The 25,497-nt window shown below is 48.4% G+C and carries 30 protein-coding genes; 9 read left to right on the top strand and 21 right to left on the bottom strand.

Annotated features, from left to right (window positions below; genetic code table 11):
• Positions 1-16: 16 nt before the first annotated feature.
• Both ACQ5DJ_RS18435 and ACQ5DJ_RS18430 read right to left on the bottom strand, forming a co-directional pair.
• Positions 17-265: a glutaredoxin family protein gene (locus tag ACQ5DJ_RS18435; protein ID WP_144617206.1), complete on the bottom strand. Its 249-nt coding sequence runs from the start codon at positions 263-265 to the stop codon at positions 17-19.
• Positions 266-287: 22 nt separating this feature from the next.
• Positions 288-1,211 (bottom strand): NAD(P)/FAD-dependent oxidoreductase, encoded by a 924-nt coding sequence (locus ACQ5DJ_RS18430; RefSeq protein ID WP_429843750.1) that lies wholly within the window; start codon positions 1,209-1,211, stop codon positions 288-290.
• A 651-nt stretch (positions 1,212-1,862) separates the two neighbouring features.
• On the opposite strand from ACQ5DJ_RS18430, the gene nhaC reads away from it, so the two are divergent.
• Positions 1,863-3,215: a Na+/H+ antiporter NhaC gene (nhaC, locus tag ACQ5DJ_RS18425; RefSeq protein WP_429843749.1), complete on the top strand. Its 1,353-nt coding sequence runs from the start codon at positions 1,863-1,865 to the stop codon at positions 3,213-3,215.
• Here the strand turns inward: nhaC and ACQ5DJ_RS18420 are convergent.
• From ACQ5DJ_RS18420 to ACQ5DJ_RS18375, 10 genes are all read right to left on the bottom strand, one after another.
• On the bottom strand, positions 3,212-4,426 hold the full coding sequence (locus tag ACQ5DJ_RS18420) for a sensor domain-containing diguanylate cyclase (protein WP_429843748.1): 1,215 nt from the start codon (positions 4,424-4,426) through the stop codon (positions 3,212-3,214). The two genes, nhaC and ACQ5DJ_RS18420, sit on opposite strands and share 4 nt — an antisense overlap.
• A 27-nt stretch (positions 4,427-4,453) precedes the next feature.
• Complete coding sequence (locus ACQ5DJ_RS18415; protein ID WP_007725309.1) at positions 4,454-4,768, bottom strand: DUF3870 domain-containing protein; 315 nt, start codon at positions 4,766-4,768, stop codon at positions 4,454-4,456.
• A gap of 12 nt (positions 4,769-4,780) precedes the next feature.
• Positions 4,781-5,407, bottom strand: coding sequence for an ATP-binding protein (locus ACQ5DJ_RS18410; protein ID WP_429843747.1), 627 nt, complete (start codon positions 5,405-5,407; stop codon positions 4,781-4,783).
• Positions 5,385-6,191, bottom strand: a complete 807-nt coding sequence (locus ACQ5DJ_RS18405; protein WP_429843746.1) for a PAS domain-containing protein — start codon at positions 6,189-6,191, stop codon at positions 5,385-5,387. The genes ACQ5DJ_RS18410 and ACQ5DJ_RS18405 overlap by 23 nt, the downstream gene beginning before the upstream one ends.
• Before the next feature lie 127 nt (positions 6,192-6,318).
• Positions 6,319-7,299, bottom strand: a complete 981-nt coding sequence (locus ACQ5DJ_RS18400; RefSeq protein ID WP_429843745.1) for an N-acetylglucosamine kinase — start codon at positions 7,297-7,299, stop codon at positions 6,319-6,321.
• Positions 7,286-8,110: a carbohydrate ABC transporter permease gene (locus tag ACQ5DJ_RS18395; RefSeq protein ID WP_429843744.1), complete on the bottom strand. Its 825-nt coding sequence runs from the start codon at positions 8,108-8,110 to the stop codon at positions 7,286-7,288. The genes ACQ5DJ_RS18400 and ACQ5DJ_RS18395 overlap by 14 nt, the downstream gene beginning before the upstream one ends.
• A gap of 33 nt (positions 8,111-8,143) precedes the next feature.
• Positions 8,144-9,037: a carbohydrate ABC transporter permease gene (locus ACQ5DJ_RS18390; RefSeq protein WP_429843743.1), complete on the bottom strand. Its 894-nt coding sequence runs from the start codon at positions 9,035-9,037 to the stop codon at positions 8,144-8,146.
• A gap of 137 nt (positions 9,038-9,174) precedes the next feature.
• Complete coding sequence (locus tag ACQ5DJ_RS18385; protein WP_429843742.1) at positions 9,175-10,458, bottom strand: extracellular solute-binding protein; 1,284 nt, start codon at positions 10,456-10,458, stop codon at positions 9,175-9,177.
• A gap of 25 nt (positions 10,459-10,483) precedes the next feature.
• Entirely contained in the window at positions 10,484-11,521 is a 1,038-nt protein-coding gene (locus ACQ5DJ_RS18380; protein WP_429843741.1) for a serine hydrolase domain-containing protein, read from the bottom strand.
• A 17-nt stretch (positions 11,522-11,538) separates the two neighbouring features.
• Positions 11,539-12,405, bottom strand: a complete 867-nt coding sequence (locus ACQ5DJ_RS18375; protein ID WP_429843740.1) for a MurR/RpiR family transcriptional regulator — start codon at positions 12,403-12,405, stop codon at positions 11,539-11,541.
• A gap of 210 nt (positions 12,406-12,615) precedes the next feature.
• Between ACQ5DJ_RS18375 and ACQ5DJ_RS18370 the strand changes: the two genes are divergently transcribed.
• A complete protein-coding gene (locus tag ACQ5DJ_RS18370; protein ID WP_429843739.1) occupies positions 12,616-13,908 on the top strand; it encodes an amidohydrolase in 1,293 nt (430 codons plus the stop codon).
• 11 nt (positions 13,909-13,919) lie between these two features.
• Here ACQ5DJ_RS18370 and ACQ5DJ_RS18365 read toward each other — a convergent pair whose 3' ends face one another.
• The 3 genes from ACQ5DJ_RS18365 to ACQ5DJ_RS18355 all read right to left on the bottom strand — a co-directional run bounded on the left by ACQ5DJ_RS18365 (position 13,920) and on the right by ACQ5DJ_RS18355 (position 16,001).
• A complete protein-coding gene (locus ACQ5DJ_RS18365) occupies positions 13,920-14,378 on the bottom strand; it encodes a TspO/MBR family protein (RefSeq protein WP_429843738.1) in 459 nt (152 codons plus the stop codon).
• A 596-nt stretch (positions 14,379-14,974) separates the two neighbouring features.
• Entirely contained in the window at positions 14,975-15,670 is a 696-nt protein-coding gene (locus ACQ5DJ_RS18360; RefSeq protein WP_429843737.1) for a metal-dependent hydrolase, read from the bottom strand.
• A 133-nt stretch (positions 15,671-15,803) separates the two neighbouring features.
• Positions 15,804-16,001: a hypothetical protein gene (locus tag ACQ5DJ_RS18355; protein ID WP_429843736.1), complete on the bottom strand. Its 198-nt coding sequence runs from the start codon at positions 15,999-16,001 to the stop codon at positions 15,804-15,806.
• 283 nt (positions 16,002-16,284) lie between these two features.
• Here ACQ5DJ_RS18355 and ACQ5DJ_RS18350 point away from each other — a divergent pair, with 283 nt between their 5' ends.
• The 7 genes from ACQ5DJ_RS18350 (at position 16,285) to ACQ5DJ_RS18320 (ending at position 20,970) form a co-directional block, all read left to right on the top strand.
• On the top strand, positions 16,285-16,932 hold the full coding sequence (locus ACQ5DJ_RS18350; protein WP_429843735.1) for a hypothetical protein: 648 nt from the start codon (positions 16,285-16,287) through the stop codon (positions 16,930-16,932).
• Between the two features lie 247 nt (positions 16,933-17,179).
• Positions 17,180-18,175, top strand: a complete 996-nt coding sequence (locus ACQ5DJ_RS18345; protein ID WP_429843734.1) for a helical backbone metal receptor — start codon at positions 17,180-17,182, stop codon at positions 18,173-18,175.
• Between the two features lie 12 nt (positions 18,176-18,187).
• Positions 18,188-19,183 carry a FecCD family ABC transporter permease gene (locus ACQ5DJ_RS18340; RefSeq protein WP_429843733.1) on the top strand — a complete coding sequence of 332 codons (996 nt, stop codon included), beginning with the start codon at positions 18,188-18,190 and terminating at the stop codon, positions 19,181-19,183.
• A gap of 1 nt (position 19,184) precedes the next feature.
• The gene (locus ACQ5DJ_RS18335; RefSeq protein ID WP_429843732.1) at positions 19,185-19,964 is read left to right on the top strand and encodes an ABC transporter ATP-binding protein; all 780 of its coding nucleotides are present in this window, start codon (positions 19,185-19,187) and stop codon (positions 19,962-19,964) included.
• 17 nt (positions 19,965-19,981) lie between these two features.
• Entirely contained in the window at positions 19,982-20,485 is a 504-nt protein-coding gene (locus tag ACQ5DJ_RS18330; protein ID WP_429843731.1) for a HugZ family protein, read from the top strand.
• Between the two features lie 15 nt (positions 20,486-20,500).
• Positions 20,501-20,695 carry a hypothetical protein gene (locus ACQ5DJ_RS18325; protein ID WP_429843730.1) on the top strand — a complete coding sequence of 65 codons (195 nt, stop codon included), beginning with the start codon at positions 20,501-20,503 and terminating at the stop codon, positions 20,693-20,695.
• Between the two features lie 5 nt (positions 20,696-20,700).
• Positions 20,701-20,970, top strand: a complete 270-nt coding sequence (locus ACQ5DJ_RS18320) for a DinB family protein (protein WP_429843729.1) — start codon at positions 20,701-20,703, stop codon at positions 20,968-20,970.
• Between the two features lie 82 nt (positions 20,971-21,052).
• Here ACQ5DJ_RS18320 and ACQ5DJ_RS18315 read toward each other — a convergent pair whose 3' ends face one another.
• From ACQ5DJ_RS18315 to ACQ5DJ_RS18290, 6 genes are all read right to left on the bottom strand, one after another.
• The gene (locus tag ACQ5DJ_RS18315) at positions 21,053-22,237 is read right to left on the bottom strand and encodes a M20 family metallopeptidase (RefSeq protein WP_429843728.1); all 1,185 of its coding nucleotides are present in this window, start codon (positions 22,235-22,237) and stop codon (positions 21,053-21,055) included.
• A gap of 44 nt (positions 22,238-22,281) precedes the next feature.
• The gene (locus ACQ5DJ_RS18310; RefSeq protein WP_429843727.1) at positions 22,282-23,511 is read right to left on the bottom strand and encodes a Zn-dependent hydrolase; all 1,230 of its coding nucleotides are present in this window, start codon (positions 23,509-23,511) and stop codon (positions 22,282-22,284) included.
• 136 nt (positions 23,512-23,647) lie between these two features.
• Positions 23,648-24,346 (bottom strand): class I SAM-dependent methyltransferase, encoded by a 699-nt coding sequence (locus tag ACQ5DJ_RS18305; RefSeq protein ID WP_429843726.1) that lies wholly within the window; start codon positions 24,344-24,346, stop codon positions 23,648-23,650.
• Between the two features lie 232 nt (positions 24,347-24,578).
• A complete protein-coding gene (locus tag ACQ5DJ_RS18300) occupies positions 24,579-24,755 on the bottom strand; it encodes a hypothetical protein (protein ID WP_429843725.1) in 177 nt (58 codons plus the stop codon).
• Complete coding sequence (locus ACQ5DJ_RS18295) at positions 24,752-25,060, bottom strand: hypothetical protein (RefSeq protein WP_429843724.1); 309 nt, start codon at positions 25,058-25,060, stop codon at positions 24,752-24,754. The genes ACQ5DJ_RS18300 and ACQ5DJ_RS18295 overlap by 4 nt, the downstream gene beginning before the upstream one ends.
• Positions 25,061-25,327: 267 nt before the next feature.
• A partial coding sequence (locus ACQ5DJ_RS18290) for a M4 family metallopeptidase (protein ID WP_429843810.1) occupies positions 25,328-25,497 on the bottom strand: 170 nt, incomplete at its 5' end.

Below are 25,497 nucleotides of genomic sequence, written 5' to 3'. Positions count from 1 at the left end.
TGGTGTCTGATGAAAATTACTTCGCAGCCTCTTCCAATGCTGCCAACGCTTTTTTGATACGTGTCGGGTTGAAGCCCAAAATTTGCTTCTCACCAATGACGGTCAAGGGAACAGACATCACGCCTAAACGGCTCAGCTCCTGGCCGTACTCTTCTTTTTCATCGATGTTTCGCTCTTCGAAAGAAATGTTTTGTTCTGTCAAATACGTCTTCAATTGCTTGCAGAAGTTGCAATTCGTGCTGGAGTATACGATTGCTTGTGCCATGTTTGTTTCTCTCCTTTTTCTTCTATTTATATTGAGGAACAACTTTGGAACGCTTGTTGATGTATTTGTCTACAGCCATAGCTGCGATAGCACCGTCTGCCGCAGCGACTACTGCTTGCTTCACAGGTGTTTTGCGCACTTCACCCGCTCCAAATACACCTGGAACAGAAGACTGCATGAACTCATCTAGAATCATAAATCCTTCCTCATCGAGGGGAACTTGTCCATCCAAGAAATCGGTACCCGGCTTGCTGCCAGACAGGAAGACGAATACTCCATCTACGGACAGCATTTCTTCTGTTCCTTCTGCTGTGCGTATGCGCAACCCTTCGACCGACTTCTCTCCCACAATTTCCAACGGACGTGTACGGAAATGTATTTCCGTGTTCGGCAGTTCAGGTAGTTCTTCTACCCCTTGAAGATCAGCACGCGGCACCAAGAAAGTGATTTTATCCGTAAATTTGGTCAGTGCATGCGCTTCTTCTAATGCTTCCTCCGTATCACCGATGACTGCAACATGCTTACCTTCATAAAAAGCTCCGTCGCATGTCGCGCAAGTGCTCACGCCTCGCCCGAGCAATTGCTCTTCTCCTGGAAGCATACGATTACGTCCTTTGGAACCAGTCGCTACGATCACGGCCTTCGCTTCGAAAGTACCATGCGCCGTGAAGATGCTTTTTTCCTCATCCTCTACATCTACCGCAGAAATCGTAGTCTGGATGAATTCTGCACCGAAGCCCTCCGCTTGTCTGCGCATTTTATCCAACAGTTCTTTCCCAGTCATCTCGTCTTCCACTCCTGGGTAGTTGGCGATTTTATGTGTCAGGGCAAGTGCGCCTGTTCCGGGTGCCTTATCGATGACGAGCGTCTTTAGATTTCCACGAGCTGTATAAATGGCTGCGGAAGCACCAGCTGGTCCTCCACCGATGATGATGACATCATACATGAACGGCTCCCCCTTTCTTTATTATCAAATTATAATTATTATCAACTAGGAACAATTATCATTGTACTTGATATAATTTTAAAGTCAATATCTTTTTATAATAATTTTAAATAAGCATTTTAAGACTCGTCTAAGACTTTTGAAGGGCGTCCATTTTTAGGAGTTTAGAAAACAAGTCCCATCAAATAAGAATTTTTTCGAATATGCTACCTTACATCTTCTGAAATGAGGTGATCTCTCTTGAAAAAGAAAAAAACTGGTTCTAATCCAGCTCCAGATTTTTGTCGCCTTTGTTACTGGCAAGAAACTTGGGGGCGATCATGCGGATGGTGTTGTAGATTTCCAGAGTAGTTTGACTTTGCCTATAAAAATAAAGGGACAATTCCTTCCGTCTATACTAGACTTCTGGGATTGTCCCTCTCCTTTTCTCCTTACGATTCGTCTCACTCGGACCCCTACATACTTATCTGTATTATTTTACGATTCCGAATTCACCCCATCTCGTTGACGAAACAAGTAATTCAGGATAAAGTACCACTAACACTTGAACGCACAAAAGCAAAAAAGCAAGAAAGCAAGAAAGCACAAAAGTACGAAAGTATAAATGTACCTTCTCATTGCTCCAACCTGATTTAACAAGGAGTTGCCATTATGAACAAGCCATTAACTTTTTCGCAAAGTATTTGGGTGCTTGTCACCGTATTCGGAATCTTGTTTCCCGCCCTTTTCTGGGGCAAAGTTGAGCCGCATATGCCGCTCTTCCTCGCAACCATTGGAGCTGCCACTCTTCTCTTCCTGTTCGGCGTTCCGTGGAAGCAAATGGAGGAGGGCTTGATCAAAGGAATTCAAACCGCGATCGCCCCCATGCTGATTCTATCCTTAATTGGAATTTTGATCGGGGTATGGATGATGAGTGGAACCGTTCCGATGATTCTGCATCTCGGCATTTCGATCATCTCACCGGAGTACTTCACACTCTCCGCCCTGTTTCTGACGGTAATCGTTTCTTCTGTTACAGGAAGCTCTTTTACCACGATTAGTACGGTAGGGGTCGCTATGATGGGGGTCTCGACTGCACTCGGACTTGATCCATTGATTACAGCCGGAGCCATTATTTGTGGAGCTTGCTTCGGGGATAAAATGTCGCCGCTCTCTGACACGACCAACTTTGCAGCAGCCATTGCAGGCGTTTCCTTATCGGAGCACGTCAAGTTCATGTCACGCACTGCCATTCCTGCCCTTGTCATTACCGCGATTTTCTTCGGATTTCAAGGACAAAGTGCCAGTGTTAATCTAGATGCCATTCAAGAGATCCAGCTTGCTTTGGAACAAAACTTCTCGCTTGGCCTTTTATCGCTGCTACCAGCATTCGTCGTCTTGTTATGTTCAGCGCTGCGAAAACCAATTTTGCCTACATTGGTATTCGGAATTTTGAGCGGAATTCTCACAGCTGTTCTTTCGGAAGGCGTTACCTCTCCAGTTGAATGGATGACTGTCATGCAAAAAGGCTTCGTCAGCAATATCGCCAATGAAGCCGTTGCATCAATTGTGGACCGCGGTGGACTGTTGTCGATGACCTGGTCCCTCGCCTTGATTTTGATTGCCTTGTCTTTAGGTGGAATCCTACAATACAGCGGTGTGTTTCATTCACTCTTTTCCGGATTCATCAATCGAATCAAACGAGACGCTGAGATGGTCGGCCTTGCCGGATCTTCTTCTATTCTCGTGAATCTGCTGACAGGAGAACAATATTTGTCCATCCTACTCCCTGGACAGATGTTCCGTGAAGCATTCGCAGCTCGCGGAATGGCGGGCAGACGACTGTCTCGTACTCTAGAAGACTGCGGGACACTCGTCAACCCACTCATTCCATGGGGGGTAAGTGGTGCATTCTTTACCGCTACCTTGCATGTATCCACATTGGAATACATGCCTTACGTCATCTACCTGTGGATCTCGCCAATTTTGACGTTTCTATTCGCCATGCGTCAGCAGAAAGCTTAGCCAGCTGCATACACGGTCGTACAGTTTTTTCCTTTGCGCTTGGAGCGGTACAGTGCCTCATCTGCTGCCCGCTTCAAGCCATCTGCCGTGTTTGCATCTTGAGGGTAGCGCGCAATGCCGACACTGACCGCAATCAAAATGCAGCAATCGTCCTGTGTTAGGGGGCGCAAACGCAAATACTCTCGAATGGCATGCGCTTTTTCCTCCGCTATTTCCAGGGACGAACCGGGGCAGAGCAGCATGAACTCGTCACCCGCATAACGATACGCAGTATCCTCTGGTCCCGCCACTTCTTTCATCGCTTCGGCAATTTGTTTAATCAGTGCGTCACCTGCGTGATGACCATAATGGTCGTTCACCGCTTTTAAGCTGTCTGAATCCAGCATGATCAAAGAGACAGACGTATCCTCTTCACTCAGCAGCTTTTCCAAATCACGATGGAACGCGCGATAGTTCGCAATCCCTGTCAGCTCATCCTGAAACGACATCTCATACATTCGCTCATACAAACGCGCGGTTTCGATCGCACTTGCTACCTGAAAACCAATGATTTTCAGTAGTTCCTCGTGCTCTTTTTTATAGGCGAATTCGCGATAAGACTGGGCAGAAACAACGCCTTTGATCTGATTCCCCAGCATGAGTGGAACGAAAATGCATGTATTCGTATCAATTTCCGGGCTTCCCCAGCGGATCATTTCTGGCTCGCTAGGCTCGTTCTTCATCGTCTTGATGTGGATTGTTTCCCGTGTATCAATCACTTTGGACACCATCGCTTGCCCATAGGGAATCGTGAGCGGACCGTAATTGACTCCATCATCGATGCTAATCGGAATTTTGATCTCACTGTCGCCTTCATCATAAAAGGCAATAAAGAAAGCATCTGCTCGCATCACGCGCGAGACCAACTCGAATGCTTTCCATAAAATTTTGCTTTCCTCAAACGTTTTCGCAAAAATGTGGCTGAGGTCGTGCAATATCTTCATGTGCTCGGAGATCCACATCATTTCGGTTACCTTATTTCGTAGCTCCACAATCTGCTTCAGCAGTTCTGCATGCAAGACACTATCCTGTTCCGACAGCATACTGTCTACCTCACGAGATAAAGCTTCCACCTCGCCAAGCTCGACTTCTTCTATGTTGCCAAGCCATTGGCTATAACGCTCCAACAACTGTCTTGCATACGCTTCTCTAACGTCGTGCTTCTCATGCATATTCAACCCTCCGGCTATTGGGTAGCTTTACGCTTTTTTTTCATGATATCGCTCAATAGCTGCACGGATGGCTTGCAAGACAGCTCCCTGACCAGGTGCTAAAAAACGTTCTTGGATCGCCTTTGTGATCTCCTGCATTCCATCTGCAACCGTCTTGCCTACAAGCAAGCTCACCAAAAACTCGCTCGTCTTGTCCATGACAAAGGTAAAGCTGGCATCGCAAATCACTTCAGCGTCTACATCAATGATGAGTACACAGCCTACCATGGTAGAAACCTCGTACAAGGTAGTTCCCTTGGGGATTTGGGCGAAGCCTGCTGTCAGTACCGTATTTTTGTTCATCCAGTCGTCCTCCTAGCTGCTGATCGGCAAGCATACCTCGACTGCCGTTCCGTTACCTGGGGTGCTTATCAACCGCAGCGTCCCCCGATGGTTCTCGATGATTTTGCGGCTCACCATCAATCCCAGGCCCGTCCCCGTTTCCTTCGTCGTGAAAAAAGCCTCTCCCAATCTCGCCAGCTGATGGGCCGGGATACCCACTCCATTGTCTTCAAACCGAATGACGACTCGGTCATCTTCACATCGCAGTCGGATCACAATTTCTCCATTCCCTGCGGTCGCTTCGATCCCATTTTTCAAAAAGTTAATGAAGGCTTGCTTCAACTGATTCTGATCGCAGTGGATCAAGGGGACCTCCGATTCGAAAACGACCTGAATCATGACCTTTTTCAAAATCGCCTCCGTCTCCAAGAGCGTCACCACATGCGTGATCAGGTTTGTCAGATCGCGGGCTTCAAACACAGCAGTATGCGGCTTCGCCAAGACCAACAGCTCTGAGACAATCATCTCGATCCGCGCCAATTCCGAGCTCATGATCGAAAAATACTCCGGCTTTCTCATGCCATCCTTTTCCATTAATTGCACAAAGCCTTTTAACGAAGTAAGTGGATTGCGTATCTCATGTGCGATCCCTGCCGCCAATTGCCCGACTAGCGCGAGTTTTTCCGAGTTTGCAAAATTCTTGTGCCCGTTTTCGTTCCGTGATATCTCGGATCAGTATGTACATGGAGGGCTTGTCCTGCATCGGCACGGATGTTCCACACACTTCTACCTCCGTCCTACTGCCATCCAAGCGGATCAGCTCAACCTCAATCGGCGCGGCCGTTTCCCCCTCCTCCAAAATGCGGAGTAGTCCCTTGATCTTCGGTACATCACGGGGATGGAAAAACGACTGAAAAGGATACCATAACAGTTCGTCCAAGCCAGAAGCCCCAACTAGTTGCATCCCTGCCTGGTTGACGTATTGAAGCTCCCCAGCATGGTAGATGAACGCACCTTCACCGGAAATATCCAATACTCTACACCTTTTGGAACCATATCCGTCCCCAAACGCGGCCGGCAGCTTCTGCACCATCGCATAATACCCAATAGACGTGCCTTCCTCCCAAAAAGTTCCATATGTAATATGCACAGGAATACATGTCCCATCTTTATGACGAAAAGCGGTGTAAAAAGGCCTCGGATCGCCATTCATCGCAAATTGTGTTTGAAGGCGTACCATTTCTTGTTCTTCCGAAACAGCCAGCTTCCAAAATGAGGACCCTTCCCATTCATCTACGGAGTAGCCATTCAACACTTGGCAGGCCGGATTGCCTTTAAAAATTCTACCAAATTGATCGAGCAGAAAAGTGGCCTGAATCATTTGATCAAAGAAGGAACGATAGAGATGACCACTTCTCCATCCACTGTCCAATAAGTTTTTCATCGTGCCCCTCCCTCCTGGGACGAGAAAACGGCTACTCCAAATTACGGAAATAGCCTACAACGTTCTCAAATCCTATTCTCATCCAATTTTACCCTATTCGTTCTGTTGTTTCCATCCCCCGGAAAATTTAAATGTGCAATTTTTCCAGTACGGCTGCGCTGACACGCAGTTGCTCTGCCATTTTATTGTCAACAGTCAACCCTAGCCTCGTAACTGACGCGACCAGTGCTCCGACGACAGGTGAAACCGTGGGAATCACTGTTTGAAACGAAGCTCTCGCAACCAGTTGTTCCCGAAGGATTGTACCGGCCGTTAACAAGCCTCCCGCCAAAACGACCGGTACAGGCTCTTGAACCTCTCGTAAGCAAGCATCGGCCAATTCTAGCAAATCCTCCACTGCTTGCATGATCAAAGCATTCGCCACTGGATCGCCTAGTATTGCGGCTTGTTCCACGAGCGGACTCGTTTTTGCCAGCTCCATTCGCGGATTGCTTCCCCCGTAGATCAGGTTGATTAGCTCATCAGGACGTTCTACGCCATAGTGATTCATAAACAGTCGCGTCAGTACAGTCGATTCACCGCGCCCATCGTATTCGCGCAATACAGCGATTGCCGCTTTTTTACCCAAATCAAACCCGCTGCCCTCATCTCCTACCAAATACCCCCATCCGCCTACACGGTGCCTCTTCCCCTCTTTTGAAAAAGCACAGGCAATCGAGCCCGTACCGGCAAGGAGAACGACGCCTGGCTGCCCCCATGTTCCCGCGTAAAGAGCTGCGATTACATCGTTATCAATCAACAGCCGTTCTCCCCACTCATCGGCAAAGGCCTGCTGAATTCTTTCCTTGATCTGCGGACGATCTGCACCGCCAAGCCCGATAAACAGCCCGGCTACTTCCTCTTCTTTGGCACTTGCCTTTATCCTCACAGCATCAATGAGTTGGCGCAGAGTAGCTTCCACATCCCCCCAGCTCTTGGAGAGCGGGTTTGATGATTCCCCCACCACAATTGCCTGTACCTGTCCCGCCTCATTGCAGATGGCTGCCCTGGTTTTGCTTCCGCCTCCATCGATCCCGATAAACCACTTTTCCCCATTACTTGACTGCACCTGCCGTCAACCCCTCCATAAACTGCCGCGATGCCATCAAAAACACGATGATCATCGGTAAGGCAGATAACGTGAGCCCAGCAAACAGCAGGCTCCAATCCGTTTCATATTCTCCAAACAGCACCATCATGCCTACCGGAATCGTCTTGAGCGCTTCCTCTTGAATGAAAATCAACGGGAAGAAAAAGTCGTTCCACGCATGGATGAAATTAATAATGATCACCGTAGCCAAGGCCGGACGAATCAGCGGCAAGAGCACGCGCCAAAACACCTGAAAATGGCTGCACCCATCAATCCGCGCCGCTTCCTCCAGCTCAATCGGCAACGTCCGAAAGAAGCCCGTCAAAATAAAAACAGAGATCGGAATACCACTCGCCGTATAAATCAGAATCAGCGACCACAGTGAATTCAAGAGCCCGAGATTCTTCATCAGCAAAAACAAGGGAACGATCCCCAGCTTGATCGGAATCATCAGGCCAATAATGAAAAAGAGGTATAGCCCCCCTGTCCACTTAAAAGAAAAGCGCGACAAGTAAAAGGCCGCCATCGCTGAAAAAACCGTAATCAACAAGACAGACATGGCACTGACGAATACACTGTTCCATAAAAAATCAGCAAAAGGCACGGCTTCCCACAGCTTTTTATACGTATCCAGGCTAGACGTCTTCGGAAACGAGAGCGGACTCGCAAATATCTCCATATTTGTTTTCAAGGAAGAAGAAATCATCAGTACGATCGGATAAAGCACGATTAACGCAAATAAATACGCCAGCACATAAGATACAGCTCTCCCACCCACAGTCATCTTCACACCGCATCCTCCTTTCCACTCAGGAATACGCAACTAGTGTTGGACTTCTCGTTTCCTCATCAAATAGAGTGACAGCGCCGACACAGATCCGACGATGAAAAACAACACGACAGCCAACGCCGAACCGAGTCCAAGTGTGACATCCCCTGCTCCGCTGCTAAACGCCATCCGATAAAAGTAAACAGCCAGCGTATCCGTCGAATAAAACGGCTCACCCATTGAGCCTTGCATGGCGTAGACGAGTTCGAACGCTTCAAACGCCTGGATGAAGGTAAATATCGTCATGATCGTGATCGCTGGCATGCACAGCGGCAAAATCATTTTCCACAACATCCGCCAGCCCGTTGCCCCATCCAACCTCGCCGCCTCGATCAAATCCTCTGGGATCGACTGAAGTCCTGCCAAAAAGATCAGCATAGCAAAGCCGATGCCAAACCAGCAGTTAATCAAAATAATCGCGAGAAGTGCTGTATCCGGGTCACCGAGCCATGGTCTCGTCCATTCTCCCAGACCAATTTTTTCCAAAACCGTATTGAGTGCACCGTAATTCGGATTCAAGATTAATTTCCATAAAAATCCAATAACAATAACAGACAACAGCCTTGGCATGAAATAAGCGATCTTGAGGAACCCAGAACCTCGTATTTTGCGATAGATGAGAAAAGCCAGTCCGAAAGCTATCCCATTTTGCACAATCATTTCGACCACAAAGTAGAAGACGTTATGCCGAAAAGCATTCCAGAACATTTCGTTGAAAGGCTCTACCGTAAACAGCGTAATGAAATTTTGCAGTCCGACAAAAACCCCGCGCTTGATGCCATTCCAGTCGTACAAGCTATATAAGAATGCCGAAAAGATCGGGTACACGACAAACAACGTATAAATAACTAGCGCGGGAAGCGGGAACAAGTGAATCAGCCAACGCACTTGCCCCTTTGTTCGATTGCTTTTCCTGTTTAGCGTCTCGATGATACCCACCCCTTTATTACGAAAATCATCGCGGCCTGTTCAGAAGCCGGGAGTGAACCCAACTCAGGTCCACTCCCCTTTCCGTCTGCTACTTTCTACTTTTTAAAGGGAGGAAACCAGGTAGCCGCCGACTTTTGTACTTCTTCTACGACTTGTTCAGGGGTGAGCTTACCTAAATACATGCCTTGGAGGGCATTTTCCAGTGTTTGCTTTGTGGTCGGTTTTCCTTCCGCGAAGTTGACGACCATCAAATAGGGTGTCGCGCTTGATTGAGACAGCTCTGCCATCTTGTTTACCAACGAATCGTCAGTCGATACACCTGGCACAGCGCTGATTCGTTTGAACTGATTTGCGAATAGCTCCCCGAATTTTTTCGTCGCCATGAATTCCATGAATTTCAATGCCTCTGCTTTGTGTTTGGACTTGGCATTGACAGCATAGGAACCATCTACCCAGGTTGTCAGGACTTGTTTTCCGTCATCGGTTGGCATCGGGAAGAAATCAAGTGACAAATCGGGGTTGAGCTTTTTGATTCCTTCCAATTCAAAGCTGCCATTGATGAACATCGCTGCTTTTTCCGTGGCGAATAACGTCCGCATATCATTCAATTCGAGACCCACATAATTTTCCGGGAAATAAGGGATAAGTTCTTGCATACGCTGCACGGATTGAAGGAACTCGGCGCTTTTCAGGTCGCTTTCTCCTTTTAGCAGCTTGTCGAGATAGTCCGTTCCGTTGTAGCTAGCCGGAGCAATCACGCCATGACTGAGAGAGAGGAGCCAGCCTTCCTTTGCTCCAAAAGAGATCGGGACGATTCCTTTCTCTTTCAATGTTTTAGCTGTCGCGATCAACTCATCCCAGCTTTTCGGTGCCTGGAGTCCGTTTTGCTCGAAGATTTTCTTGTTGTAGTAAAATTGCGTGGAGTTCAGGGATAGTGGGACACCGTAGACTTTCCCATCTTTACCTGTGGCCGCTGCTAGGACGTCTTTTGGTATGGTAGATATTCCTGGTACATTGTCGAGAGGCTCCAGATGTCCAGCTTCAGCTAGGGTAATCCCTGGAGCGTAAGGACGCAGTTGCAAAATATCTGGACCACTGTCGCTTTGGAGCGCCGTGTTCAGGATGGTATTGTACTCCGTTGCTTTGAATGGTTTGAAATCGATCTTGATATTCGGATTGTCTGCCTCAAAAGCTTTGATGATAGCTTTGTAGCCCTCGGTGTCTTCTACACGCCAGCTATGCATCGAGAGTGTTACCTGCTGTCCTCCACCCTGCCCGCCGCCAGACTCTGTTTCGGTTCCTCCACTGCTACATCCTGTTACCACCATAACTGCAGCCAACATGATTGAAGCTACATAGCGAAAACGAAATTGCTTCATGCGAAACCCTCCCCTTTTTCTTCTCTTAGGTCTGCAAAAGCTGGGCCGTAACAGCATCGTGCAAAATCGGCCGTAATTGCCGAAGCCGATGATTGCGGCCTAGATGAACCGCGTTTGTGAGAAAGATGACAGCAAACTGTTGCTCCGGGTCGATCCACATACTGGTTCCAGTAAAGCCCGTATGCCCGAAGCTCTTACGATGCAAGCCGCTTCCACAGCTCAGCGTGGTAGAAGCTTGATTGAGTTCCCAGCCATACCCTCTACTCCCACCTGCTTGCTCCGTATGATTGCGAATCGCCAGTTCGTACCATTCGCTCGCAAGTATTCGAGGATCTTGGTACAACCAGCTCATCGCGTATCGACACAGATCGTCAGCCGTTGAAAATAGTCCAGCATGTCCGGCAACCCCTCCCATCGCAAATGCTTTCTCATCATGAACCTCGCCTGTAATGTAGGCGCTGGTGAGGATGCAATATTCAGTAGACGAAATATTCCGATAAATTTGTTGATCCGGACAATAGACGGTATGTGCCATGCCCAATGGGGTAAAGATGCGCCGAGTAACAAACTGATCCAAGCGCTCTCCCGTTACTTTTTCGATAACGAGGCCCAACCATATCATGCCCAAATCACTGTAAACTACCTGGGCCCCTGGCTCATGAATCAATTCTTGCGCATACAACAACTCTGGCAAATCAATCGCGCTATCGCGCCTTCTCTCTGCCAAATCTGCCGGCATTCCTGAGGTATGCGCAAGCAGCTGCGCGAGTGTGATCCGCTTTTTATCAGCGGGACAATCGGGAAAAAATCGGTCAATCTGATCATCTAGCGCTACCACTCCCTCCTGCACGAGCAAGAGGATAGCAGGCAGCGTCGCTGTCACTTTGGTGAGCGACGCCAGGTCAAACATGGTATCCGGCGTCACCCGCTGGTCTTTGGTGATACTCGTTGTTCCGACATCACACGCATACCAGATACGATGATCACGCACGATTCGCAAGGCAGCTCCCGGGAGCAAATCGTTGTCCACCCATCCTTGCAATAGCAGCTCCAGATCGTCCATGTCTTCCCTCCCTTCTCCTACGTCGATGAGCGTTTCGTCCGACTGACAGCAAGCCTTGATTTTTCCAACAAGGGAATGACTTGCTCTTGCATCCTGCTAATCATGGTAATAAACAAAATATCGATGACGTTCAATTGGGCAATGCGTGAAGCCATGGCTCCGCTGCGAATGCTTTTTTCTACCGAGCTGGTGAATAGCCGGATGTTAGCTAGTTCGGCTACTGGCGAAGGACCGAATTTGGTCAGGGTAATGATGGTTGCTCCCTGCTGCTTGGCCTCCGTCAACGATTGAATAATGTCTTCGGTCTGTCCTGAATAAGATATGCCGATAACCACGTCTTTTTCCGTTAAAGTGACTGCCGACGTCAATTGTGCGTGAAAATCCGAATAAGCCTCACACCACAAGTTAATCCGCGAAAATTTTTGCCGGATATCGTCAGCAATGACTGCCGATGCACCAACGCCGTAGACATCGATCTTCCTCGCTACTGACAGCACGTCGACTGCTTTCTTTACTTCTTCGTTGGACAAGACGGAGAGCGTATCCTGGATGGATTGAATGTTGTTCCAGCTGACCGCTTGCATAATCGATTCAACGGAACCCTCCATCATAATCTCCTGATAACTGCCTATCGCCGTCTGTTTCGTCAAATCTCCCGCGACGCGCAGCTTTAGCTCCTGATATCCCTTCATATTAAGAGAGCGAGCCAAACGGATAATCGTCGCCTCGGAAACCCCACTCAATTCTGCCAATTTTTGGACAGAAAGCTTCACGACATCTTCCGGGTGAGCCAGGATATAATCAGCGACTTTTCGCTCCGAAGGCTTCAATTGATCCAAGATTGCTTGTAGGCTGACAAGCCCTCCATTTAACATATGTGACATCGCTTTCTTCCCCCAAATCTTATCTACATTTTATGTAGCATTATTTCTCTCGTCAATTGTTATCTAATAAACAATATTTCAAAATTACAAAGCTCAGCACAACTCTCCAGAATTTGTTCTCTCTTTTCCTAAAAATTCCCTCCTTGACTTTCTCGCGGCGTCAAGCTTTACGCTTGCATCGCTAACAGAAAAAAAAAGGAGGATTTTTCTATGAAAACGTTACTGATTAAAGACTCCATGATATTGACGATGGTTGAGGGAGAGAAGCCATTTCTCGGGGATATTTGGATCGTGGATGGTCGAATCGCGAAAATCGGACCATCCCTTGAAGAGGAAGCAGACCGTGTCATACTGGCTAAAAATAGAGTCGCGATGCCCGGTCTTATCAACGCGCACAACCATGCCAGCATGTCCTTGCTGCGCGCTTTTTCCGATGACCTCAAGCTGATGGATTGGTTGGACAAAAAGATGCTCCCGGCTGAAGCCCGGATGACAAGAGAAGATGTCTACTGGGGAACCACACTTGGAATCGCGGAAATGATCGCTTCTGGCACGACCGCTTTTGCCGATATGTACGTGCATATGGATGCTGTTGCCCAAGCGGTACTTGATTCCGGTATACGCGCTTCCTTGACTCGCGGCATGGTCTTTTTCGAGGATGACGGAGGACGACGAATGGCCGAAGCCTTAGACCTCATCGACAACTGGACAGGGGTTGGCGATGGCAGAATCACGACGATGCTCGGTCCGCACGCTCCTTATACGTGCCCGCCGAAGCCTTTGCAAGGAGTCATCGAGCTTGCCCGCAAGCGCCAAATCCCACTCCACATCCATCTGGCCGAAACACTTGAGGAAGGAGAGAAAATCCGGGCCAAGTACAATCAGACTCCCACGGAGTATTTGCATGAACTGGGCATGTTCCACGACACGCATGTCTTACTCGCACATTCTGTTCATTTGAATGAGTCCGATGTCGCACTTCTGCGCGGTATGAGAGGCGGCGTCGCACATAATCCTGTCAGCAATTTGAAGCTCGGCTGCGGCATCGCCCCTGTCAGAGAGCTGATCGAGGCTGGGGTCACTGTCGGGATGGGAACAGACGGTGCCGGCAGTGCTACGACTCTCGATATGTTTGCCGAGATCAAAGCCGCGACTTGGATGCAAAAGCTCAAGCACGGTGATCCGACGGTACTTCCTGCCGAAGCGGCCTTGCGTATGGCTACCATCGAAAGTGCAAAACTGCTTGCGATCGATCACGAAGTCGGAACTCTGGAAGCCGGGAAGAGAGCTGATCTCATCCTGATCGATCTGGATAAACCGCACCTACAGCCTGTCCATGACATCCCTGCCCTGCTTGCATACAGCGCGACGGGAGCCGATGTGGATACAACCATTGTGAACGGGGAAATTTTGATGCATCAGCGCCAATTCCAAACCCTCCATTGGGAGGAAATCAAGAGAGAAGCGACAACACGAGCCCGCCGACTCGTCGAGGGTCTGTAATTATTTTGTACTCACAGGTTGAGTAGGCAGAAGCCAATCGCGAGACACATCGCAAACACGCTCCACATGAAAGAGGGAATGAGCAGTGAAGATGCGATTTTGTGGTGGGGACGAATGGCACGAATGAGCACCCATGTCGAATACATCACCAGAATGGTATCCAGCGCAGCCAGTACGAGCAGTTGATAACCGATAAACAACACGAAAAAAAGTTGATGAAAAAACCAATTGATACCATATAGAAGCAAAAGCTCGCGGTCTATCTGCCTCGTTCGAATCAAGATCAGTAACGACCAGGCTATGAGTGCATATAAAATGAGCCAGATGATACGAAACAAGTAGATTGGCGGTGTTCCATCGGGCTTGGCAAGGGAATCATACCAGGCCCCACCGTCTGGAAAAGCAAGACCACCTAGCGAATAAACGACCACTCCTGTAAGAAATAGAAGGATATTGTGCACCAATCTCATCCAGGCAGTCACCCTTTCCTCTTCTTTCTCTTCTATATCTATGAGTGGTCCTTCGCTTTTCATGCTAGATTCAGAGATTTCTTTTTGGTATGGAAAAGATCTTGATGTGTTGCTGTAGTGGTGGGGAGGAAACAGGAGAAAACGCTCAGCTTCTTGTCCCACCTGCTGGGGGATTGACTGCCTGACTCCATGCAAAAAGCGAAACCGCGTCCAAAGTGGTCCTTTCAGGATGCATTTTCAGAGATGGACGCTTAAGGGCGTGTTTCGCTTTTTGCATTCCGTCTCGGTCGGTGTACCAAAGATCTTCGCTTATTTCTCTTGTTTCCTCTACGAGCTTTCCGTGTTAAACGGATCTTAAATGCCTTAAAAGATTGAAGAATGTGCGCAGTTACATTAGAGAAGAATATTTCCAGACGTAGCGACTTGTGGAGTCCTACCGAGCGGAGAAGGGCAGTCCATACTTCCCCGCAGGACGGAGCCTGGAGCCTAGACTGGAAATATTCTTCTCCCCACCGCAGCCACATACATAGGAACCCCATAAAAAAACCGCTAATCTCATCCTCCGTAGATTAGCGGTTCTATGTATCGAGATCATGTTATGGCAAACGCAATGTCTCCCCTGGCTTCAATGCCTTGCCTCTGATGTCTTTCTCAGCTAGTTCGGCTACGAATGCTTCCCCATCCTGTTTGATCGGCGGGAATGTATCGTAATGAATGGGCACAACAAAATCGGCTTGTACCCACTCGGCAGCCACGAGTGCATCCTCAGGTCCCATTGTAAACACATCTCCAATCGGCAGGAACGCCAAATCGATGTCATGGCGCTCTCCGATCAGCTTCATGTCACCGAACAGTCCTGTATCCCCTGCGTGATAGAGCGTTTTTCCACCCAGCTCGATCACAAAGCCCCCTGGCATTCCCATATACACGATTTGTTTCTCATCATCCAGCACGACACCGGAGCTGTGGAACGCCTGTGTCATTTTCACTTTTCCAAATGGCAGTTTGACAGAGCCGCCCAGATTCATCGAGATGGTCTTGACTCCCTGCCAGCTCAAATAGGTAGCAAGCTCATGGGTTGCAACGATTGTCGCATCGTTTTTCTTGGCCAACTCTACCGTATCCAGAATATGATCTTGGTGTCCATGTGTCAGAAGGATGTACTGAACAGAGATGTCTTCCAGCTTGGTTGCTGCCACTGGGCTTCCTGAAATAAATGGATCAATCATGATTGAATGCCCTTCACTTGTTACCTGCACGGAAGAATGTCCGTGAAACCGAATTTCCAACATAGTGGTACCCCCTCTATTCGTAGCGTTTTTTCAGTCCTTTTTATGTTACCATGCAGCAGGGTGTAAAGAATAGGAAAGGCCGTCGATCACTCGACAGCCTGAGAAACAAATCCTAATTTTCTACAATCAGTACTTAGCAATCGTCTCCGTCATGCTCTGTAACAGCAACAATTTTCGAATCACGAATAATGGTGCGGCGATTACCATTTCGCTCTTCCAAAATAATGGTGGTCGATTTTACTTGTACCAAACGACCGAAAAAAGTGCCTTCTACAGTGGCAACCCTAACATTTCTACCTTCGAATTTTTTTACCTGGTCTTTGAATGCCATGGTTAATCCCTCCTTCTCATGCATCCTATGAACATTTGGCATAGCCCTACTGAGCAAATGCCGAGTAAAAGAGAAAATGTACTTGTACCCGTCCGTCATTTGTCCTTATTTTGCTCTACACTCTCTTACCAACTTTGTCGTCTGGTGGCATAATGACGCCAAAACAGCCTTCCGTTTACGAACACTGTGAGATTTTGTCGCACGATTCCACAAGGAAAACCATTTTCACGTACAGAAACCGTATAGCAAGAGATGAGCGGACTTTCGCAGAGGAGGGATTTCCATGGGAGAGGTTATCGAATTATTGGCGCGGGAGAGAACGTACAGTGGCAGGGATGTTGCGGGTCTGCTAGGTATTGGGGCGAGCACCTTGCGCAAGTGGAGCATGCTCTTAGAACAGCACGGCTACTGGTTTTTAAGGGATAGTCAGAATCGTCGGGAGTACAGGCAGGTAGATATTACGTGCCTTCAGCGGTTTTACAGCTTAACAAAGGATCAACTCATTCCACAAGATGAAGCTGCCCGAATAGTTACTACGCAAAGCTCACCTGAACCTGCCCGAAAGGAAACGGCCGTTGCGGTTGCATTCCCTCCTGTTTCCTCCTATCCTGTTTTGAACCATAATGCTGCCCTTGATGAGCTGGATGAAAAGCTGCATGCCTTGGCTTCCCATGTCCAGCAACAAGACGTCGCCTATTTAGCGCTGTTAGCACGTGTAGAAAAGCAGGAAACCTATATTACCAACAACCTAAAGGAACGTGATCGCCGCTTGACCAAGGCAATGAATGACATTATGGATGCCAAAATCGAGTTAGCCAAAATCAGAGACTCTGAACGGAAAACATCGATCTGGCAGAAGCTTTTTCGGATTCGCTATACGGTTGTAAGATTTATATTGTCGCTATCTTTTTTCTCGCTGCCACTGACTTAGGATGCCCGGATGTCTCGCTTACGCAATGGCCAAATCCGCATGATAAACGCTCCATCCAGTTGCTCCGGGCAGCCTTCGCTCTTATCACAAAACTCCTCTACCTTCCCTCTTTTTTCCGCGGTTTTTCTCCTGTTTTCGCCATTCTTTTCTATGGAAAATTCTTATTGATAATAGTAATCATTCTCTATATAATCGATCCAAAAGAGATTGATTCTCATTATCATAAATTTTCAGGAGGCTACGTACATTGAAACACGCAGGATGGAAAACCGGGATGATTGCTTTACTACTGACAGGTGTAGTTGGATGCGGCAATTCCGCGTCCCCCGAAACTGCCACACAACAAACAGCTACCAGCTCACAGTCGGACTCCTCGACATCAAGTCAACAAGCCGTTCATACAATCAGCGTAGACGAAACGAAAGTAGAGGAGCTACTTTCCCAATTCAAAACGCAGTCACCTACAAAAGTCGTGACCGTTTCCGTAGCGATTACCGAGATACTGAACGAACTGGGTGTCACTCCCGTAGGCGTACCGACGACAAGCAGCAAGCTGCCAGCCTCCCTCGATAATGTTCCGCGTATCGGCACTTCTCACCAGCCTGATTTGGAGCAAGTCGCGAATCTTCAGCCTGACGTCATTCTCGGCCCTACCTCCATCCAAGCGAGCATCGATAAAAAATTCAAGCCGGCCTCGCTGCCTACCATGTACTTGCCTGTAGACTCAATCGACGAGCTCAAACTGTCTACCATCGTACTCGGACGCCTGTTCAAACAGGAAGAGAAAGCAACAGCGTTTCTCCAGTCCATCATGAAAAAAGAAAAAACCATCATAAACGCAACCAAAGGGAAACCCACTCCCAAAGTATTGTTCTTGTTCGGTTCAGCCGAAGCCCTTATGGTCATGAATGAAAATACCTTTGTCGGAAGCCTTGCCCGTAATCTCGGCGCATCCAACGTCGCTTCCGATGTCCTGAAACAAACCGAGACATACGTACCGCTCAACATGGAATCGATCGTAGCTGCCAATCCCGATGTCATTTTGCTGGTAGCGCATGGCGATCCGAGCGCAGTGACCAAAAAATTCGAAGAAGACGTGAAGAAAAACGGCGCATGGGAAAAACTGAGCGCATTCAAAAATGGCAAAATGAAAGCACTCGATTACAGCACATTCGGGATTGCCTCTCTAGTAAAAGTCCCAGCTGCCTACGAGGAGCTCGCGAACATCCTGTATAACAAATAAGGAGTTTTTCCAGTGACCCAGAACATTCCGAACAGGAAAGCAGCTCTCTTGGTGACAGCTTGCATCATGCTCATTGTAGCTACACTGCTCTCCATTGGTCTGGGGAGCGTGCGCCTCACGCTTGCCGAAACGATAGAAACCATACTCGGACACGGCGATGCCGCCAGTCAAACCATTCTGTGGGATATCCGGATTCCGCGTGTTTTTCTCGCACTATTGATTGGAGCCAATCTCGCTGCATCGGGTGCCCTCCTGCAAGCAGTCATGCAAAATCCGCTTGCCGATCCTGGCTTGACTGGCGTATCCAGCGGGGCAGCTGTTACGGTGTTGTTCATCATACTGGTCATGCCTGACTATTCTTACTTGATACCCCTAGCTGCCATCATTGGTGGCGGAGTAGCAGCAGGCATGGTTTACTCCATGGCTTGGAAAAAACAGGGCGGATTAACACCTGTGCGCATCATTTTATCGGGGGTTGCCGTTAACGCTGTCTTCGGTGGAGCAATCGGGTTATTGTCCATCTTGTACAGTGACAAGCTACCAGGGGCGCTACAATGGATGAATGGCAGTCTGTCCGGAAAAGGCATGGGCGATGTCATGGTGATGCTTCCCTATTCACTCGTCGGGTGGATCGCAGCGCTGTTATCGATCAGGCAGGCAAACATTTTACGCCTGGGAGAACACGTCGCTCACAATTTAGGGCAGAACTTGCATCGGTTGCGCCTCTCTCTTTCTATCATCGCGGTCTATCTGGCAGCCGTTTCAGTATCGACTGTCGGCCTTGTTGGATTTATCGGACTCGTCGTACCGCACATGGCTCGCATGCTTGTCGGCTCTGATTACCGTCTGAGCTTGCCGTTTAGCCTCGTGCTTGGCTCTCTTGTCTTGCTTGTAGCCGATACGTTAGGTCGAACTGCATTCGTTCCTTTGGAGATTCCTGCCGGGATTGTGATGGCAATCGTGGGAGGACCTTATTTCCTTTACTTGATGCGAAAAGGGGGCATGTGACATGTTACAGGTGCAATCGTTGAACATCAGCTACGGTCCGCGTACAATCGTCCATGACTTTTCCCTCGATATCCAAAAAGGAGAGGTTGTTTCGATCATTGGTCCAAACGGTTCAGGAAAATCATCGATTCTCAAAGCGATTTCACGGCTGATTCCTTGTGAAAGCGGCCGTGTATGTATTGCGGATCAAGAATTGAACAGCCTGAGTATGAAGCAAATCTCTCGCATCATGTGCATGCTTTGCCAATCCAACACGTGCCCGTCAGACGTAACGGTAGGAGAGCTAGTCGGATACGGTCGCGTTCCCCATAAAAAATGGTTTGAGCGCCTGGGTGGCGAAGACTATGAGATCGTCACGTGGGCTATGGAACAAACCGGTATGCTCAGCTACAAGGATCGCTACCTCGTCTCTCTGTCTGGCGGGGAAGCACAGCGTGCATGGATCGCGATGGCTTTGGCTCAACGACCGAAAATTTTGCTGCTCGATGAGCCAACTACCTATTTGGACATCGCCCATCAACTAGATGTACTTGAACTCGTTCGCAAGCTGAATCAGGATTTGAAGCTGACGGTTGTCATGGTGCTGCATGATTTGAATCACGCCAGCGCCTACAGCGATAAAATTTGTGTGATTAAAGATGGAAGCCTGCGTGTTTTTGGAAAACCTCAAGATGTGCTCACGATGGAGCTGATTCGTAGCGTGTACGGCGTCGAAACCGAGATTCAGTACTCGCCAGACAGCTCTAGCCCCAGGATTCACATACTGAAAAAAGCAAACTAAACAAGTGAGGTGCTCGTATGAAAGCGATGGATAAGGAAGCGATGAAGGCCCAGTACCAATCGTTTGCTGCGAACATGAAGACGCTCATGTTAAGCACGGTCGACGAGCATGGAAAACCGTTTCTCTCCTACGCCCCGTTCGTCAAATACGATGGAAAGTTCTACATCTACATTAGTAAAATTGCAAATCACTATCGCTACATGGAAGAAAATCCAGCAGTCGATGCTATGCTCATTGAAGACGAGTCGAAAGCGACCAATCTGTTTGCTCGCCAGCGCGCCCGCTTCGTATGTTCGGCCCTGAATTTGGGTAATGCCGGTTACGATGAGATTTTCGAGCTGTTTGCACAGTCATTTGGAAAAAACATGATGGATATGCTGCGCGGCCTTGATTTTTCCTTGTTCGAATTGACGCCATCAGAGGGACGCTATGTAGCTGGTTTCGGTCAGGCTTACGACATTGACCTGACAGCCGATAAATTTGTCCACGTCAACCGAGATGGCCACACATCCAAAAAATAACGGAGGGCATCATTCATGACCTATTCAACCGCATTGACACTTTGGCTCACCATCCAGGAACGTTTTCACAAAACTGCGAAAAGCTTGCCAGAACAAGATTTAAGTTTGAGCATGAATGCAGTCTCCATCGGGTATATGCTGCGCCATAGCGCTGAGGTCGAGTACATGTTTGCCGAATGGTTTTCGGTCGGAGCATCCCAGCGGACGTAGAGCTGTTGACGAAAAACGGTCCTGCCGGAACCAAAGTTGCATTTACCAACGTGCAAGAGCTCGCTGATTTCATGACCGCTTCCAACCAACACTTGATCGATGCGATGCGTGACTTATCTGAGGAAGCTTGGCACAAACCCGTTGAAACACCATTGGGGTCTTCTACTCCTTTAGAAGCATTGGGTCGCCTCATGTATCACACGGGTATCCATGCCGGACAAATTTCGCAGATTCAAAAATCATTTCACACCAAAGAAAAAGAATTCACCCACTAAGGTCTGATACCGCCTTTCGCACGCCAAAAAGAGCTTCCCGTCTCTCTTGACTGGAAGTTCTTTTGCATGTGTGCCACTCTCGTTACATCACGATTTTTCTGGCCGCGTTGACGAACATTTTCACGCCGACCTCGAGCGCATCCTCGTCGATTGTAAAACGTGGATGGTGGTGCGGATAGGTGATACCTTTTTCTTTGTTTCCGGCAGCGACGTAGAAGAAACAACCTGGCGCTTTTTGCTGGAAGGCGGAGAAATCCTCACCACCCATGGTTGGACGCATATGCTCTACCCATTCTGCTCCCAGTGATTCTTCGACGACCTCTTCCATCAATCTCGTCACTTCGGCATCGTTGATAACCGGGCGATAGCCAAATTCGTACTTGAACTTGTACCCCGCGCCATGTGCTTCTGTAATGCCTTTGATCACGCGTTCCATGAGTCCCGGAACGGACTCGCGCAGATTTTTGTCAAAGCTGCGGACTGTCCCGCAAATCTCTACAGCACCCGGAATGACGTTATGTGTCGTTCCCCCCACAAATTGTGTGATTGAGAGAACCAGATTATCGAGCGGATCCGCATTGCGGGATACGATGTGCTGGAGGTTAGTCACCACTTGTGCTGCAATTGCGATGCTGTCGATCGTTTCATGCGGAAGCGCCGCATGTCCGCCTTTACCATGAACGGTGATCCAGAATGTATCAGGAGCTGCCATCATTGGACCTGGGCAAATACCCACTGTCCCAAACTCCATCGTTGACCACAGATGCGTACCAATCACCATGTCTACGCCGTCCATGACACCTGCCTGTACCATTTCCTCCGCTCCGCCTGGGTATACTTCCTCTGCGTGCTGAAAGAAGAAACGAACCTCTCCCTTGATCTGATCCTTCATCCCAGACAGCAGCTTTGCCGTTCCGAGCAACATGGAAGTATGTCCGTCGTGTCCGCACGCATGCATGACGCCAGGATTTTTCGATACGAATTCAAACGTATTCTCTTCCGTAATCGGCAATGCGTCCATGTCAGCGCGCATGGCGAGCACTTTTCCGGGCTCGGAACCGATCAATCTGGCCATCACACTGTTTTTCGTCGGTCTGGACACTTCCAGATTGCCAAAGGTAAGCAATGTCTCGTATACAAACTGTGCTGTTTTTTCTTCATGGAAGGATAATTCAGGGTTCTCGTGCAAATACCGTCTCCACGCGATTACCTGATCCTTGATTTCTTCGACCGCCTTATTAAGCGTTACCACTGCCGTTGCTGTCATGTCGCTCTCCTCCTGATTTCCGTGGCTCCCCCACTTACTATCTCTTATGCCTTTTTTGCTAAGGATAAAACGGTGCGGTACAGTACTTGCGCTCCGTTCGCACAATCCTCTTTTGTCGTAAACTCTGCCGGGTTGTGGCTAATGCCATCCTTGGAACGAGCGAAAATCATGCCAACCGGGCACAGCTCAACTAGTTGCATGCAATCATGCCCTGCGCCACTCGGTAGTCTAAATGCTTCCAAGCCCTCTGCCTCACACGCTTCGGCTACAGCATTCTGGATACCGTCCGAGCATACAGCAGGAGCTATGCGCTGCAGCAGCTCTACTTTCAACGTCACATTGCGCTCAGCACAGATCGCATTTGCCCGTTCATAAATGCGCTGTTCCACTTCATCGCGGATCGCTTCGTCCACGTCGCGCAAATCAAGCGAAAACTCGACGCGTCCAGGAATGACATTCACTCCGCCTGGGAAAGCTTGTAGCCTTCCAACCGTCCCTACGCTGGTTCCTGTCCGTCCTGCTTCTTCCTCGATGGCAAGCATCACCTGTGCGGCTGCTGCCATCGGATCACGACGCAAATTCATCGGCGTTGCCCCAGCATGACCGGCTTCTCCCTCTAGCACGAAATTCAACCAGAGCGGACCCGCCACTCCTGTCACGATCCCCACAGATAGCCCGCGGCTCTCCAGAACCTTACCTTGCTCGATATGTAGCTCCACATACGCTTTCACACTTCCGGGAGTTCTCGCAGCGAGGCTGGTGCGGTCCGGATCAAGCCCTGTTTGCCGCATTGCTTCAGCAATCGTGACCCCATTCTTGTCTGCTTGTTCCAACTCGTCCCGCTTGATCAGACCCGCAATACCTCGGCTGCCGATCATCCCGTAACCAAAACGCGTTCCTTCTTCATCCGTGAACGCGATGACTTCGATCGGATGCTCTGTTTCGATCCCCTGTTCCTGCATCGTCTGTAAAACTTCTACGCCAGCCAGTACGCCAAGTGGACCGTCATAATCGCCGCCATTTGGTACGGAGTCGATATGCGAGCCAACCAAAACGACAGGAGCGGCCGGATTTTTCCCTTCTTTTCGCCCAATCAAGTTCCCAACCTCATCTTCGCGAACGGTGAGACCTGCTGCCTTCATAAAGCCTGTGACGAGATCTTTTGCCGCACGTTCCTCAGGCGTAAAAGACAACCGCGTGATGCCGCCCGCCTCTTGCTTTCCAATGTTGCCAAGCTGTCCCAATCGATCCCACAATCGATCCGAATTGATCATGACGCACCACTCCTCCTTCTATGCAGAGCCAATAACGGTTGATTAACGGTTATGTCCTTAATTGTATAATAGTCTGTCTATTTTGAAAAGGCGGCAGCCATGGACCCCGAAATAAAGTCTAGACTGCCGCCGCCATTCATTCCGCATGGCAAATCCATCCCCCAAAAAGTCCCGTAGAATGAAACCTGCCTATATTCGTAAAGCCAGATTCTCTCAATAGCTGTTCGATTTTAGGTTCAGCTATAAAAGAAGCTTTTGTCAAGATCGTATTACCCATCTCTTCTACTTTCGCTGCTTCGTATCCCACATCCAAAAAAAAGCTTTTCCATATGTTTAATCTGTTTCGAAGTTCAGCATCATGGCGGTCTCCGTACGCACTAACGAGTACGAAGGGAGCCCCCGGCTTCAAGCGCTCCTTAATGGCCCTGAGTAGCTTTAGCTTCTCCTGCTCATCGTTAATGAAGTGAAGAACCAAGATACAACTCGCCGCATCGTACTTCGAGTCTGGATAAGGCACATCGCCAATCGTTCCCTGAATGAGTTGGACCCGGCTTTCCAACCCCAGTTGGACGGTTTTATTTTTCGCCATCGCAAGCATCTCGGCAGAAGGATCGACTCCGGTGAACGTCCATTTCGGGTTAGACGGTCCCCATGCAGAAAGTTCATTTCCACCTCCCGCACCAATAACGAGCAATGATGCTGCTTTTTCTCCCAATTGAGCTCGAAAATAGGATTGGACCATCGTGAATAAAAGATCATAGGTGGGAATCGAGATTCGCGTGTTAGCATCGTACGCAAGAACCATTTTGGCGTTGAATGTAATTTCTTCGTTCATTGGTAACCTCCATTGTTTTATTATGCGATACACGAAAAGCATCTCATTATAGACCTTTTGTAGATATATAATATCCTTAATTATCAAAGAAACTGGCGCTGTCCTATACAATTACAAGGACTCTGTTAGAGTCTGGGGGATACGTCCGGATAAGAGACTTTAGATATCCATAATAACTATCTTGATACAACCTGTCAAGAAGCTGTCCCCCCAGCATTCTTCCTTATTTTCCTTATGGGGATTCTACTCCGTTATAATTGATTTCCTCCAAAGCTTCTGCGGCAGCCTGCCTAATAGAATCGTTCGGAGAATGCAAGTACGGCTCAATTACTTCTATAAATTTCCGGTTTTTTGAACAACCAATGATGGTTAATGCATAATCGAGTTTCAGATAAGTAACGTCGATCATGTTAGCCTCCTTACAATCTTACTCACTTCCCCTTCCAGATGCTTAATCGTCTCTACTCGGTCCTGCTCCTCCTGCTCATCAAACAAAAGCTGCTCTAGCAGTTCACATATATCTTCCAACATACGTCGGATTTGATAGAATTCCAACGCTTGTCGATTGACCACATAATTTGTATGTGTCTTCAGATAGATAACCATAAACTCCTCAAAAAAAGGCTGATCTACCAAAAACATCAGATCGGCTTCTACCGGAGCCAGCTTCAATCCTTCCCAGTCTATGAGAATGAGCTGTTGACCAGATTGCATCTTAACGCTTGTTTCCCAATGGTTTTCCCCTCAATATATGCAAACAGTTGGTAGATGCCTATGTCGTCTTCATGTTTATACGCTGCGTTTCTAGTCAGCAGCGGAACTGGAAGTTTGCCTTGTAGATGTGGTACTCCTTTCTAACTCCATATACACACGCAATTAATTATCACCAACAAACAAAAAATTGCCCTGCCCCACAATAGGAGCAAAGCAATTTTTCAAATAGTACGTCAATTATTTCGAATAACGAAATTGTTAAGCTAATTATTGTACTCCAATTGCATCATACGCATCTCTTACTGATTCTACTTGTTGGGAATTATCACCGAACAGAACTGTCGCGGATTGAATCGCTGCTTGTCGCATAGCTGAGAAGTTAGAGTTTGGATTGAGGTAGTTTGTTAGGGCGTAGTAGTAGATTTTTGCTGTGTCAT

Source organism: Brevibacillus sp. FIR094 (assembly GCF_050477165.1).
Lineage (GTDB): Bacteria > Bacillota > Bacilli > Brevibacillales > Brevibacillaceae > Brevibacillus.
Note: the sequence above shows the minus strand (reverse complement) of the source record. Positions and strands in the feature narration are given on the sequence as shown.